The organism is Candidatus Skiveiella danica, assembly GCF_022705245.1.
Lineage (GTDB): Bacteria > Pseudomonadota > Gammaproteobacteria > Burkholderiales > Burkholderiaceae_C > Skiveiella > Skiveiella danica.
Genome location: NZ_JAKJEW010000011.1, coordinates 49,088 through 61,652, shown reverse-complemented (window position 1 = coordinate 61,652; position 12,565 = coordinate 49,088). Strand labels below are relative to the sequence as shown.

The following is a 12,565-nucleotide window of genomic DNA, read 5'->3' as shown; positions in this document are numbered from 1 at the left end:
TCATGGTCATTGCGTAAACGAACGATCGTTCTTTTTTATCAGGAGCACGCGAATGAAAGACATCAGATGGAAACTGGCCGCACTGGCCGCGGCCGCAATCGTGGCCGCTTGCGGCGGCGGTGAGACCGCCGACGGCCCGTCCAACAAGGTCGGCATCAATGCCATGGTGACCTTTGGCGACAGCCTGAGCGACATCGGCAGCTACAACGTGGGCAGCATCGCCGGCCTGGGCCAGGCCACGGGCGGCGCCGGGCGGTTCACCGTGAACGCCACCACGGGCGGCCAGATCTGGACCGAACGTATCGCTGCCTTGCTGCCGGTGCCCACGACCTGCTCGGCGCAAACCGGCATGTATCCCAACATCCCAGGTCTCGTCGGTGCGCCTGCGACGGCGAAGGCGAATTGCTTCAACTATGCCCAAGGCGGCTCACGGGTCACCAGCCCATTGGGCATCCAGTCCTTTTTGTGGCAAGGCGCGCCGTTCAACCAGTACAACCTGGGCTTCACCACCAAGCCGGTGAAGGACCAGATGAGCGCGCACCTGACGGCATCGGGCGGCAGCTACACCGGCAAGGAACTCGTCACGGTGCTGGCGGGCGCCAACGACGTCTTCGTGGAACTGGGGTCCGTCGCCGCCGGAGCACAAACGCCGCAGGCGGCCGTGACCAACGTGGCCACTGCCGGTGCCGAACTGGGCGCCTATATCAAGTCGATGGTGGTCGCCAAAGGCGCCAAACAGGTGCTCGTCGTCAACATGCCCTATGTGGCCGGAACGCCATTCGGCCAGCACCTGGATGCCCAGACGCGCGGCCTGGTCGATGCCATGACCACCGCCTTCAATGCCCAACTGGCAGCCCAACTGGCGGGTGTTTCCGGTGTCATTTTGGGTGACTTCTATTCCGAGTTCAAAGCCATGGTGAGTGATCCGGCCCAGTACGCCCTGACCAACGTCACCACCCCGGTCTGCGGCCCGAACGCGCTGAGCAACCCGGCCGATGCCCCCGGCTCATCACTGGTTTGCAATGCCAGCAACGTGATCAAGGGGGACATTTCCCACTACGCTTTCGCCGACGACGTGCATCCCACCCCCTACGGGCACCAATTGCTGTCGCAGTTTGCTTCCAGACTGATGGCCCAGGCCGGCTGGCTGTAACCCCTTCAAGGAGACACACACATGAAACAGACCCTCAAGCTCTCCCTGGTGGCTCTGGCGCTGGTCGCGGGATCGGCCGCGCAGGCCCAGTCCGCAGGCACCTGGATGGCCCGCGTGGGCGCCACCGGCATCTACCCGCAGGTGTCCAGCGGCGACCTGTCGCCGCCCGCCTGGCCCAACACCCAGACCGATGTCAGCAGCGACTGGAGCCTGGGTGGCGGCATCACCTACATGATCACCGACAACTGGTCGGTGGATCTGCCGCTGGCGCTGCCGTTCACGCACACCTTGACGGGCGCAGGCGCCATTGCCGGCGTGGGCACGATCGGCACGACGAAGGCGCTTCCCGCCACTTTGTTCGCCCAATACCGGTTTGGTGATGCCAAGGCGGCCTTCCGCCCCTACCTGGGTGCCGGCCTGACCTATGCCTACTTCTATGACGAAAACGCCACCAATACCCTGAATGCGCTGTCCGGCGGCACGCCGTCCAATCCCACCACGTTCTCGATCGAATCCAAATTCGCCCTGAGCGTGCAGGCCGGCGCCACCTACTCCTTCAACGAGCGCTGGTTCCTTGACGGCGTCGTGGGCTACACCTGGCTGAAAAACACCACCACGCTGTCCACCGGACAAACCCAACCGATGACGCTGAACCCGGTGTCTGTGGCCATCGCCGTCGGTTACCGGTTCTGACCTTCGGTTGTCCGGCGCTCGTCGGACCCGTGAAAAAGAGCCGACCCTCGGGTCGGCTTTTTCGTGCGTGCAAGCTTGGGACGGGTTCGCCTCTTTGCTCCAATTACCAGCGATTCCTCAACTGGTCGTAGCCATAGGTGCCCAGCAGTCGGTGCGCCGTTGGCGTGAAGTAGAAGCCACTGGCATACAGCAAGGTGTTGTAGTCATAGCCCGGCGTGATGGTGGCAGGCGTGCACTCGGTGACCAGCACGGTGGTGCAGGCGATCGTGGTTGAATTGTTGAGCGGCGCGTAGTTGGTCGGCGTGTAATAGACATTGCTGTAGTAATTGGACGAATCCAGGTACAGCACGTTGTAGCCCAGGTCGACCACCGACAGCTTCAGGGCATTGTTGAAGTCCAGCGTGATGTTGGTGAGGTTGGTGACCTGCCCCGAGGCGGCCCCATAGGGCGACAGGCCCAGCGGATACACCCCCGCCAGCAGCACGTGCTTGGCTCCGGCATTCACCAGTCGCTGCACCTGGGCACCCAGTGCCGTACCGGCGGCCTTCACGTTGGCGATGGATTGGGACGAGAAGCCATAGGCCGCCACATTGGTCACGATATCGGCGATGCCACCGTTGATCAGCACCAGGTCGCCCGGCTGCAGCGTGTTCTTGGACAGCAGCTCGGTGACCTGCGCCTCGATGCTGTTGCCGGTCGGGCCCTGCACCAGCGCGTCACCGCGGGCATAGGAAAGACCGCCCTTGTTCGACGCCACCAGGGGCAACCCGAAGCTGGCGGCCAGCTGCTGGCTCCAGATGTTGATCGTGCCGTCGTTGACGGTATAGCGCTTGCCGTCCTGCCCCAGGTCGCTGAAGCTGTCGCCCACCGACAGTACACGCGTGGGCTGGAAGGGATCGACGATGGTGCCGGAGCCGCAGGCGGCCAGCAGCGCGGCGGATGCGCAGGTCAGCGCCAGCAGGATGCGGCGCAACGGGTTTCCTGTCATTGAAATCTCCAAGGAATTGGGGGCTAGTTTAACGAGGCTGGGCGTGCGCCGCCTCACGCCGCTGCGGCCCGCTGGAGCCGGTCACGCACCGCCTCCCATTCGGGGGTCTCCGGGGGCGTCTCGATCCAGATCAGGCGGGCACCTTGCGCGTCGAACTCGCGCAGCACGGCAAACAGCTGCTGCGCGGTGGCGGCGGCATCTTCGGGCATGCGCCGGCGGATCACGCCGGATGAAGGCGTCTTGAGGATGGCACGGGACCAGGTGGCGATGTGGGCCGCGTCGGCGCCGAGCAGGTCCAGCGCCGTCTGCAGCGCCTTCGCGTCCATCAGCCGCACCGGCGCGGCCGGGGCATAGTGCGCCAGCAAGGTGCCGGAGGCTTTCGGATCGGGCGCGCCGAGCGCGGCCCCTTCGCGCAAGGGCTGCCCGCAGGCCGCCTCGACCTGGGCCCGGCTGATGCCGCCCGGTCGCAGCAGGACGGGCGCGCCGCGTGTGCAGTCGACGATGGTGGATTCGATGCCCACGTCGCAGGCGCCGCCGTCGAGCACCAGCAGCGATTCGCCCAGGCCGGAGCGCACATGGGCGGCGGTGGTCGGGCTCACCCGACCGAACGGATTGGCGCTGGGCGCGGCCAGCCCGCGCACGCCCTGCGCCGCACCGGCCCGCAGCAGCGCCTGCGCCACCGGGTGCGAGGGGCAACGCAGGCCGATCGAGTCCTGCCCGCCGGCCGCGGCGGCGCCCACGCCGGGGCGTCGCGGCAGGATCAGCGTCAGCGGCCCCGGCCAGAAAGCGTCGATCAGACGGCGCGCGAATTCGGGCACATCGGCGGCGAAGTGGTCCACGCCCGCTGCGTCGGCCACATGCACGATCAGGGGGTGGTTGGCAGGCCGGCCCTTGGCTTCGAAGATCCGGGCCACCGCCCGGTCGTTGTCCGCGTCGCCGGCCAGGCCGTACACCGTCTCGGTGGGCAGGCCCACGAGTTCCCCGGCCTTCAGCGCACGCACCGCGGCGGCGATGGCGTCGTCGGATCGACCGTCCAGAATCATGGCGGAAGAAGCCCCGGGTTCAGAAGGCCGGGATGCCCAGCAGGCTGGCGGCTTGCAAGGCGGTGGCACGCACCGCCTCGACGCTGTCGCCGGTGAGGGTGAGGTGGCCCATCTTGCGGCCCTTGCGGGCATCGAGCTTGCCGTACAGGTGCAGGTGCGCGCCCGGCAGCGCCAGCACCTCGCGCCAGGCGGGTGTGATCGGCCGGCCGGCGGCATCGAACCACAGGTCGCCCAGCAGGTTGAGCATGATGGCCGGGCTGTGGTGGCGCGGCGGCACCAGCGGCAGGCCGGTGAGCGCGCGCACCTGCAGCTCGAACTGCGACACGTCGCAGGCGTCCAGTGTGTAGTGGCCGCTGTTGTGCGGGCGCGGCGCCATTTCGTTGACGACCAGGCTGCCGTCGTCCAGCACGAAGAATTCGACGCACAGCACGCCGACGTACTGCAACTCGTTCGCTATTGCTTTGGTAGCTGACACCGCCCGTTCCACGCTGGGAAGGGGCAGATTGCCTTCAAAAACCTGGGTGACGGCGAGAATGCCGTCGCGGTGCAGGTTCAGCTGCGGGTGGAAATGCACCATGGTGCCGTCGGCGCTGCGCGCCACGATCACCGAGCATTCGGCGGCGAGCGGCAGCATCTTCTCCAGCACGCAGGGCACGTTCTTGAGCGCGTCCCAGGCGGCGGCCAGCTCGGCTGGTGTGGCCACCCGGACCTGGCCCTTGCCGTCGTAGCCCAGGCGGGCGGTCTTCAGGATGCCTGGGAAGAGATAGGCCCCCACGCTGGTCAATTCGTGTACTGCGCTGGACGTGTCTCCGCCAGAGTCGGGGCCTCTTCGTGCCGTCCGGATGTGCGCAGGCACATCCGTAGCCGCGGCACTCAGCCCCGAGGGGGCGCTCGCTTGCTTGGGGCGGCCCGGCGCTGCGCTCGGCTCTTCGATGAGTGCAGCAAGTTGCTCGGACGTTTCGATCACCGCGTAGGGGGCCACCGGCACGCCACAGCGCAGGAAATGGGCCTTCTCCGCGCTGCGGTCCTGGGCGATGGCCACCGCATCGGCGCCGGGCGCCACCGGGCGGTGCGCACCCAGCGTGAACAGCGCGGGGGCCGGCACGTTCTCGAACTCGGTGGTGATGGCGGCGCAGCGCTGCATCAGCTGCGCCAGGCCCTGTTCGTCCAGGTAGTCGGTCTGGATGTGGAAGTGGCTCACCAGGCCGGCGGGGCTGGCCGGGTCCGGGTCGAGCACCGCGGTGAAGTAGCCCATCGCCTGGGCCGCCTGCACGAACATGCGCCCGAGCTGGCCGCCACCCATCACACCGAGGGTGGTCTGCTGGCCCGAGGCCGTGGTACCGGGAAGGATGGTGGTGTTCACTGGGTAACCTCCGTGCCGCGCACGGCGGTGCGAGCTTGCTTGGGGCGGCCCGGCGCTGCGCTCATACGGGCAGCGTCATGGCGCGGGCCGCTTCGGTCTGCTCGGCGCGAAACGCTTCGAGCCGCCCGCGCAGCGCCGGGTCTTCGTTGGCCAGCAGGGCCACCGCGAACAGGGCCGCGTTGGCCGCGCCGGCCACGCCGATGGCAAAGGTGGCCACCGGCACCCCCTTGGGCATCTGCACGATGCTGTGCAGCGAATCCACGCCCGACAAAGCCTTGGACTGCACCGGCACGCCCAGCACCGGCACCACCGTCTTGGCCGCGATCATGCCCGGCAGGTGGGCCGCACCGCCGGCGCCGGCGATGATGGCCTTCAGACCCCGCCCGACGGCGGCCTCGGCGTAGGCGAACATGTCGTCGGGCATTCGGTGGGCCGACACCACCCGCGCCTCGAAGGGGATGTCGAATTGTTGGAGAATCTGGACTGCGTGCTGCATGGTGTCCCAGTCGGAACTGGAGCCCATGACCACGCCGATAAGCGCTTGAGTCATCGGGAGCTTTTCGAAGGAAGTTGTTGAATTTTAAGGTTTCACCCGGATTGACCTCCCCATGATGGACATCACCCTGCAGAACTTTGAAACCGAGGTGATCGCCGCCTCCATGGACGTGCCCGTGCTGATCGATTTCTGGGCCCCGTGGTGCGGCCCGTGCAAGTCGATCGGCCCGATCCTCGAAAAGCTGGAGGTGGCGTATGCGGGCCGTTTCAAGCTGGTCAAGATCAACTCCGACGACGAGCAGCAACTGGCCGCGGCGTTCGGCATCAAGAGCATCCCCACCTGCATCCTGATGATCGGCGGGCAGCCGGTGGACGGGTTCATGGGTGCGCTGCCCGAGGGCAAGCTGCGCGAGTTTCTCGACAAGCACCTGCCCGGCGAGCATGAGCTGGCGGCCGAGGCCGACGCGCAGGAAGCCCAGCAACACCTGGCATCCGGTGACGTGAACGCCGCGCTGGCCCGCCTGGGCGATGCGCTGGCCACCGATCCCGGCAACGACGACATCCGCTTTGACTACGTGAAGTTGCTGATCGGCACCGGCGCGTTTGGTGAGGCTGCTGCCGCGCTGGCCCCCGCGCTGGCGCAGATCCCGGTGCCGCTGCGATTCGAGGCTCTGTCCCATTGGATGAACGCGCTGCAGTTCGCCGCCACCGACCCGTGCGGCGCCTGGCCGCTGGCGCAGTTCGACGCGAAGATCGCCGACAACAAGCGCGATTTCGAAACCCGCTTCGCCAAGAGCCGCGTGCTGATGGCGCATGGCGAGTGGACTGCGGCGATGGACGAGCTGCTGGAAATCATCATGCGCGACAAGCTCTGGAACGACGCCGCGCCGCGCAAGACCTTCGTCGCCATCCTGGAACTGCTCTCGCCGGCGCGCCCCAAGGCCGGCGAGCAGACGCCCGGCAAGACGGCGGGCGGCATCGAACTGGCCGGCAAGGCCACGGTGCAGGAGGACCCGCAGGCGGCGCTGGTGTCCGCCTACCGGCGCAAACTCAGCATGATGCTGAACTGAGGCCCAGGTCGCCGAACGTCCGCATTTTCCGCCAGATTCTGCATCGTATCGGCCCGATCCCAGCGTCGGACGGCCATGAGCCACTCCTGAAACAGGAGCGCTCTCAACCGCGCGCTCGCCTGTCAGCCGACCAGGCGCTGCAGCGCTTCGCCGTATTTGGCGGCGGTTTTTTCGACCACGTCGCGCGGCAGGTGTGGCGCCGGGGGTGTCTTGTCCCACGGCTTGCCGTTGATGCGCACCTGCTCCAGCCAGTCGCGCAAGAACTGTTTGTCGAAACTCGGCGGGTTGCCGCCTTCGGCGTAGCTCTCGGCCGGCCAGTAGCGTGACGAATCGGGCGTCAACACCTCGTCCATCAGCGTCAGGGTGCCGTCGGCATCCAGTCCGAATTCGAACTTGGTGTCGGCGATGATGATGCCCTTCTTCAACGCGATCGCGGCGGCCGCCTTGTAGATGGCCAGGCTGATGTCGCGGATGCGGGTCGCCAGGTCGGGCCCGATCAGTTCGACCGTGCGCTCGAACGTGATGTTTTCGTCGTGCTCCCCCGCAGCGGCCTTGGCGGCCGGCGTGTAGATCGGCTCGGGCAGCCGGCTCGCGTTCTTCAGGCCCGCCGGCAGCGCCACACCGCAGACCGACTGGTTTTCCTGGTATTCCTTCCATCCGCTGCCCGCCAGATAGCCGCGCACCACGGCCTCGACCAGGATCGGCTTGAGCCGGCGCACCAGCATCGAGCGCCCGGCGACCTGCGGCACCTCGGCGGGCGCCACCACGCTCTCGGGCGCCTCGCCGGTCAGGTGGATCGGGCACAGGTTCAGGCCATTGGGCCCGAGCTGGTCGAACCACCACAAGGCCATCTTCGTGAGCAATTCACCCTTGCCCGGAATGGGCTGACCCATGATGACGTCGAACGCGCTGATGCGGTCCGACGCCACCATCAGGATGCGGTCGTCGCCCACGGCGTAGTTGTCGCGCACCTTGCCGCGCGCCAGCAGCGGCAGGGAGGTCAGGGCCGAGGTGTGGAGGGCTGGGGTCATGATCGCTCGAGTTCGGGGGATGCAGAAAAAAGGCCCGTTGAACAGTCAACGGGCCTCGTGCCATTCGGCGGAATTATCGCGCGATCAGTTCACGACCTGCGCCAGTTCGCCCCGGGCGTAGCGCGCGGCCATGTCCACCAGCGTGGTGCCCTTGATCCGGGCGCCCTGACCTTCGCAGCCGAACTCCAGGTAACGCTGCTTGCAGATGGCCTTGGCGGCCTCGCGGGCGGGTTTGAGCCATTCGCGGGCATCGAACTTCTCGGGGTTTTCAGCCAGGAACTTGCGCACGGCGCCGGTCATGGCCATGCGGATGTCGGTGTCGATGTTGATCTTGCGCACACCGTGCTTGATGGCTTCCTGGATCTCTTTCACCGGCACGCCGTAGGTCTGCTTCATCTTGCCGCCGTACTGGTTGATGATGGCCAGCAGGTCCTGCGGCACGCTGCTGGAGCCGTGCATCACCAGGTGGGTGTTGGGAATGCGGGCGTTGATTTCCTTCACGCGGCTGATCGCCAGGATGTCGCCGGTGGGCGGGCGGCTGAACTTGTAGGCGCCGTGGCTGGTGCCGATGGCGATGGCCAGGGCGTCGAGCTGGGTGGCCTTGACGAAGGTGGCGGCCTCCTCGGGGTCGGTCAGCATCTGGGAGTGGTCCAGCTTGCCTTCGGCGCCGATGCCGTCTTCCTCGCCAGCGTCACCGGTTTCGAGGTTGCCGAGGCAGCCGAGCTCGCCTTCCACGGTGACACCGCTTTTGTGCGCCATCTCGACCACCTTGCGGGTCACGTCCACGTTGTAGTCGAAGCTGGACGGTGTCTTGCCGTCTTCCATGAGCGAGCCGTCCATCATGACCGAGCCGAAGCCCAGGGCGATGGCGCCTTCGCAGACCTTGACGCTGGTGCCGTGGTCCTGGTGCATGACCAGCGGGATGTGCGGGTACATCTCGGCGGCGGCCTGGATCAGGTGCTTGATAAAGGGCTCACCCGCGTACTTGCGGGCACCGGCGCTCGCCTGCAGGATCACGGGAGCGCCGACCTCGTCGGCCGCCGCCATCACGGCCTGCACCTGTTCGAGGTTGTTGACGTTGAAGGCCGGAATGCCGTAGCCGTTGGCGGCTGCGTGATCAAGCAGTTCGCGCATGGAAACCAGTGCCATATGAAGCTCCGAGAGTTGAAAAAACCGAACCCGAAACCCAAACGGTACGGGGCATTAGGTTCAATTTTATCGTCCGATCCCGCGCCGGACCTTGCGCCGGATCAGGTCCCGGCGTGCCTGTGGGCTGCCCTCAGGCGACCTTGGAGATGCGCAGCATGTTGGTCCCGCCCGCCGAACCCATGGGCTCGCCGTAGGTGATCGCGTACACGTCGCCGGTCTTGACGATGCCCAGTTCCTTGAGGTGACTTTCCGCCTGCATCAGCGCGACGTCGCGGTCGCCGCTGGTCACGGCCAGCAGCGGGCGCACGTTGCGGTACAGCGCCATGCGGCGCTGCGTGGCCAGCTTGGAGGTGATGGCGTAGATCGGGATGTTGGTGCGGTGGCGGCTCATCCACAAGGGCGTGGAGCCCGAGTCGGTGAGCGCCACGATGGCCTTGGCGCCCAGGTGGTGGGCGGTGAACAGCGCGCCCATGGCGATGGACTGGTCGATCCGCGTGAAGGTCTGCCCGTTGAAGTCGGCGTCCAGCTCCGCGTGCTCCGCGCCTTCGGCCTCTTCCGCGGCTTCGCAGATCTTGGCCATCTCCAGCACGGTTTCCAGCGGGTATTTGCCGGCGGCCGTTTCGGCCGACAGCATCACCGCGTCCGTGCCATCGAGCACGGCATTGGCCACATCGCTGACCTCGGCGCGCGTGGGCACCGGGTTGGTGATCATGCTCTCCATCATCTGCGTGGCGGTGATCACCACCTTGTCGTGCAGACGGGCCATCTTGATCATGCGCTTCTGCAGCGCCGGCACAGTGGCGTTGCCCACCTCGACCGCCAGATCGCCGCGCGCCACCATGATGCCGTCGCTGGCGCGCAGGATTTCTTCCAGGTGCGGGATCGCCTCGGCGCGCTCGATCTTGGCAATCAGGCCCGGCTTGTGCCGGAACTCGGCCGCGGCCACATTGCAGAGCTGGCGCGCCATTTCCATGTCGGTGGCGTTCTTCGGGAAGCTGACCGCCACGTAGTCGGCCTGGAACGCCATCGCGGTCTTGATGTCGTCCATGTCCTTGGCGGTCAGCGCCGGCGCGGTCAGGCCGCCACCCTGCTTGTTGATGCCTTTGTTGTTGGACAGTTCGCCGCCGAGCTGGACCACCGTGTGCACCGCCTCGCCGCGGACTGAGTGCACCTTGAGCACGATCAGGCCGTCGTTGAGCAGCAGCAGGTCGCCGGCCTGCACATCGCGCGGCAGTTCCTTGTAGTCGAGGCCCACGCCATGCACGTCGCCCGGTTCGGCGCGCGAGGCGTCGAGCACGAACGGTGCGCCGGCCTCCAGCATCACCTTGCCTTCGGCGAACTTGCCGACGCGGATCTTGGGCCCCTGCAGGTCGGCCATGATGGCCACCTCGCGGCCGGCGCGCTTGGCGGCGTCACGCACCAGGCTGGCGCGGTCGATGTGATCCTGCGCCTTGCCATGGCTGAAATTCAGCCGCACCACGTTGACGCCCGCCGTGATCATGGCCATCAGCAGGGCCGGATCACTCGATGCGGGTCCGAGGGTGGCGACGATCTTGGTGGCGCGGTGGGGCATGGGAAGGGCTCCTTTTCGGGGGGCCTGATTCTCCCATGGAAGGCGCGCAACGGTTCCAGACCGCACCCAAGCGCCCGGAATGTCCTGTTGCGGGCCGTTTTCTGTGCCTTTTCAGGCCTTTCCCTGCGTCTGCTGGTCACGAGCAGCTATATTAATGATAGCGACCGCGACAAGGTTCGGCAGCGGATCGTCCACCCTCAGGCGGCCGCGCGCTTCGTGAGGATCTCCAGTGCCGGCAGCGTCTTGCCCTCCAGCACCTCCAGGAAGGCGCCGCCGCCGGTGGAGATGTAGCCCACGTCCTTCTCGATGCCGTACTTGGCAATGGCGGCCAGCGTGTCGCCGCCACCGGCGATGCTGAAGGCGTCGGATTCGGCGATCGCCTTGGCGATGACCTGGGTGCCGTGTTCGAACGCGGGGAACTCGAACACCCCCACCGGGCCGTTCCAGACGATGGTGCCGGCCGCCTTGAGCCGGGCGGCGAGCCGGGCGGCCGTGTGCGGGCCGATGTCCAGGATCAGGTCGTCGTCGGCCACGTCGGTGGCGGCCTTGATCTCCGCCGGCGCGTCGGCGGCGAAGGTCTTGGCGGTCACGACGTCGCTCGGGATCGGCACGTCGGCGCCGCGCGCCTTCATGGCCTCGATCACGGCCTTGGCTTCACCCACCAGGTCGGCCTCCGCCAAGCTCTTGCCGATCTTCAGCCCGGCGGCCAGCATGAAGGTGTTGGCGATGCCGCCGCCCACGATGAGCTGATCCACATTGGCCGACAGGCTCTTGAGGATGGTGAGCTTGGTGCTGACCTTGGAGCCGGCGACGATGGCCACCAGCGGGCGTTTCGGGTTGGCCAGGGCTTGGGTGATCGCGTCGATCTCGGCGGCCAGCAGCGGGCCGGCGCAGGCGATGGGCGCGAACTGGGCGATGCCGTAGGTGGTGCCTTCGGCGCGGTGGGCGGTGCCGAAGGCGTCGTTCACGTAGATGTCGCACAGGGCGGCCATCTTCTTCGCCAGCTCTTCGTTGTTTTTCTTCTCGCCTTTGTTGACGCGGCAGTTCTCCAGCAGCACGACCTGGCCGGGCTGCACGCTGACGCCGTCGACCCAGTTGGCCACCAGCGGGACGTCGCGGCCCAGCAGCTCGCCCAGGCGCGCGGCCACCGGGGCCAGGCTGTCTTCGGGTTTGAAGTCGCCTTCCGTGGGGCGACCCAGGTGGCTGGTGACCATGACAGCGGCGCCGGCCTCCAGCGCCATGCGGATGCAGGGCACGCTGGCGCGGATGCGGGTGTCTTCGGTGATCTCCCAGCCGCTGTCGTCCAGGACGGCGCCGGGCCGCCCCAAGCCGGCCGACGCCCCCTCGGGGGGCAGCGACCCGCGCAGCGGCGGAGCGTGGGGGCGCAATGGCACGTTCAGGTCGGCACGGATGAAGACGCGCTGGCCGCGGGCCTTGCCCTGGGCGCACAGATCGGAGAAGCGGATGACGTTCATGGCGGTGGATCGAGCGTGGTTGGAATGGCGGTCATTCTAGAAGCCGCGCGGCGGCCGGCCTTGACCCAGGTCAGTGTCGCCCCGACAGCCGCCCGGCTACCAACCCAGCCCGAGATGCAAGGGCAGGTAGACCGCCATGCCGACGACGATGGTGCCCAGAACCGCCTGCCCCTGGCCGCGGCGCCAGAAGTAGAACGCCGCGCCGGCGGCGGCACCGAACAGCCGCGCATCCTGCCAGGTGCTGATGAACTGTCCCTGGGTCATCACCACCTCGGGCACGATCACCGCCGACAGCGCGGCGATGGGCGCGTACTGCAAGCCGCGCTGGGCCCAGTGCGGCAGTTGCCATTCACGGCTCGAAAGAAAGAAAAAGCTGCGCGTGACCACGGTGACCACCGTCAGGCCGACGATGACGCCCAGCGTCCACAGGTCGGTGCCGGGCTGGCTCATTTGGCCCCCACGCTTGTCGCTGCGCGTACTGCGCTGCCCCCCAAGGGGGCCCTCGCGCCTTCGGGCGGCCGTGCGGCGCTCA

12 protein-coding genes are annotated in these 12,565 nt (G+C 67.1%); 3 read left to right on the top strand and 9 right to left on the bottom strand.

The features are described from left to right. Positions 1-52: 52 nt before the first annotated feature. Together ACMUOY_RS08350 and ACMUOY_RS08345 are read left to right on the top strand one after the other, a co-directional pair. Positions 53-1,153 (top strand): SGNH/GDSL hydrolase family protein, encoded by a 1,101-nt coding sequence (locus ACMUOY_RS08350; RefSeq protein ID WP_413892245.1) that lies wholly within the window; start codon positions 53-55, stop codon positions 1,151-1,153. 21 nt (positions 1,154-1,174) lie between these two features. Next, positions 1,175-1,846 (top strand): OmpW/AlkL family protein, encoded by a 672-nt coding sequence (locus tag ACMUOY_RS08345; RefSeq protein WP_413892244.1) that lies wholly within the window; start codon positions 1,175-1,177, stop codon positions 1,844-1,846. A gap of 103 nt (positions 1,847-1,949) precedes the next feature. Here the strand turns inward: ACMUOY_RS08345 and ACMUOY_RS08340 are convergent, their stop codons facing one another. The 4 genes from ACMUOY_RS08340 to purE all read right to left on the bottom strand — a co-directional run bounded on the left by ACMUOY_RS08340 (position 1,950) and on the right by purE (position 5,790). Next, the gene (locus ACMUOY_RS08340) at positions 1,950-2,834 is read right to left on the bottom strand and encodes an SGNH/GDSL hydrolase family protein (protein ID WP_413892243.1); all 885 of its coding nucleotides are present in this window, start codon (positions 2,832-2,834) and stop codon (positions 1,950-1,952) included. Positions 2,835-2,887: 53 nt separating this feature from the next. Continuing rightward, a complete protein-coding gene (locus tag ACMUOY_RS08335) occupies positions 2,888-3,877 on the bottom strand; it encodes an L-threonylcarbamoyladenylate synthase (RefSeq protein WP_413892242.1) in 990 nt (329 codons plus the stop codon). Between the two features lie 19 nt (positions 3,878-3,896). Then, positions 3,897-5,240 carry a 5-(carboxyamino)imidazole ribonucleotide synthase gene (locus ACMUOY_RS08330; protein WP_413892241.1) on the bottom strand — a complete coding sequence of 448 codons (1,344 nt, stop codon included), beginning with the start codon at positions 5,238-5,240 and terminating at the stop codon, positions 3,897-3,899. 61 nt (positions 5,241-5,301) lie between these two features. Then, complete coding sequence (gene purE / locus ACMUOY_RS08325; protein WP_413892240.1) at positions 5,302-5,790, bottom strand: 5-(carboxyamino)imidazole ribonucleotide mutase; 489 nt, start codon at positions 5,788-5,790, stop codon at positions 5,302-5,304. Between the two features lie 58 nt (positions 5,791-5,848). On the opposite strand from purE, the gene trxA reads away from it, so the two are divergent. Then, positions 5,849-6,805, top strand: a complete 957-nt coding sequence (gene trxA, locus ACMUOY_RS08320; RefSeq protein ID WP_413892239.1) for a thioredoxin — start codon at positions 5,849-5,851, stop codon at positions 6,803-6,805. 122 nt (positions 6,806-6,927) lie between these two features. Here the strand turns inward: trxA and ACMUOY_RS08315 are convergent, their stop codons facing one another. The 5 genes from ACMUOY_RS08315 to ACMUOY_RS08295 all read right to left on the bottom strand — a co-directional run bounded on the left by ACMUOY_RS08315 (position 6,928) and on the right by ACMUOY_RS08295 (position 12,483). After that, positions 6,928-7,836 carry a phosphoribosylaminoimidazolesuccinocarboxamide synthase gene (locus ACMUOY_RS08315; RefSeq protein WP_413892238.1) on the bottom strand — a complete coding sequence of 303 codons (909 nt, stop codon included), beginning with the start codon at positions 7,834-7,836 and terminating at the stop codon, positions 6,928-6,930. An 84-nt stretch (positions 7,837-7,920) separates the two neighbouring features. Next, the gene (gene fba, locus ACMUOY_RS08310) at positions 7,921-8,985 is read right to left on the bottom strand and encodes a class II fructose-bisphosphate aldolase (RefSeq protein WP_413892237.1); all 1,065 of its coding nucleotides are present in this window, start codon (positions 8,983-8,985) and stop codon (positions 7,921-7,923) included. Positions 8,986-9,115: 130 nt separating this feature from the next. Next, on the bottom strand, positions 9,116-10,558 hold the full coding sequence (gene pyk, locus ACMUOY_RS08305) for a pyruvate kinase (RefSeq protein ID WP_413892236.1): 1,443 nt from the start codon (positions 10,556-10,558) through the stop codon (positions 9,116-9,118). A gap of 197 nt (positions 10,559-10,755) precedes the next feature. Next, entirely contained in the window at positions 10,756-12,033 is a 1,278-nt protein-coding gene (locus ACMUOY_RS08300; RefSeq protein ID WP_413892235.1) for a phosphoglycerate kinase, read from the bottom strand. A gap of 96 nt (positions 12,034-12,129) precedes the next feature. Next, positions 12,130-12,483 carry an AzlD domain-containing protein gene (locus ACMUOY_RS08295; protein WP_413892294.1) on the bottom strand — a complete coding sequence of 118 codons (354 nt, stop codon included), beginning with the start codon at positions 12,481-12,483 and terminating at the stop codon, positions 12,130-12,132. Positions 12,484-12,565: the final 82 nt, after the last annotated feature.

Coding starts and splice junctions, on each gene's coding strand:
- ACMUOY_RS08350 (WP_413892245.1), top strand. CDS start 53: ATGAAAGACATCAGATGGAAACTGGCCGCACTGGCCGCGGCCGCAATC.
- ACMUOY_RS08345 (WP_413892244.1), top strand. CDS start 1,175: ATGAAACAGACCCTCAAGCTCTCCCTGGTGGCTCTGGCGCTGGTCGCG.
- ACMUOY_RS08340 (WP_413892243.1), bottom strand. CDS start 2,834: ATGACAGGAAACCCGTTGCGCCGCATCCTGCTGGCGCTGACCTGCGCA.
- ACMUOY_RS08335 (WP_413892242.1), bottom strand. CDS start 3,877: ATGATTCTGGACGGTCGATCCGACGACGCCATCGCCGCCGCGGTGCGT.
- purE (WP_413892240.1), bottom strand. CDS start 5,790: ATGACTCAAGCGCTTATCGGCGTGGTCATGGGCTCCAGTTCCGACTGG.
- trxA (WP_413892239.1), top strand. CDS start 5,849: ATGATGGACATCACCCTGCAGAACTTTGAAACCGAGGTGATCGCCGCC.
- ACMUOY_RS08315 (WP_413892238.1), bottom strand. CDS start 7,836: ATGACCCCAGCCCTCCACACCTCGGCCCTGACCTCCCTGCCGCTGCTG.
- fba (WP_413892237.1), bottom strand. CDS start 8,985: ATGGCACTGGTTTCCATGCGCGAACTGCTTGATCACGCAGCCGCCAAC.
- pyk (WP_413892236.1), bottom strand. CDS start 10,558: ATGCCCCACCGCGCCACCAAGATCGTCGCCACCCTCGGACCCGCATCG.
- ACMUOY_RS08300 (WP_413892235.1), bottom strand. CDS start 12,033: ATGAACGTCATCCGCTTCTCCGATCTGTGCGCCCAGGGCAAGGCCCGC.
- ACMUOY_RS08295 (WP_413892294.1), bottom strand. CDS start 12,483: ATGAGCCAGCCCGGCACCGACCTGTGGACGCTGGGCGTCATCGTCGGC.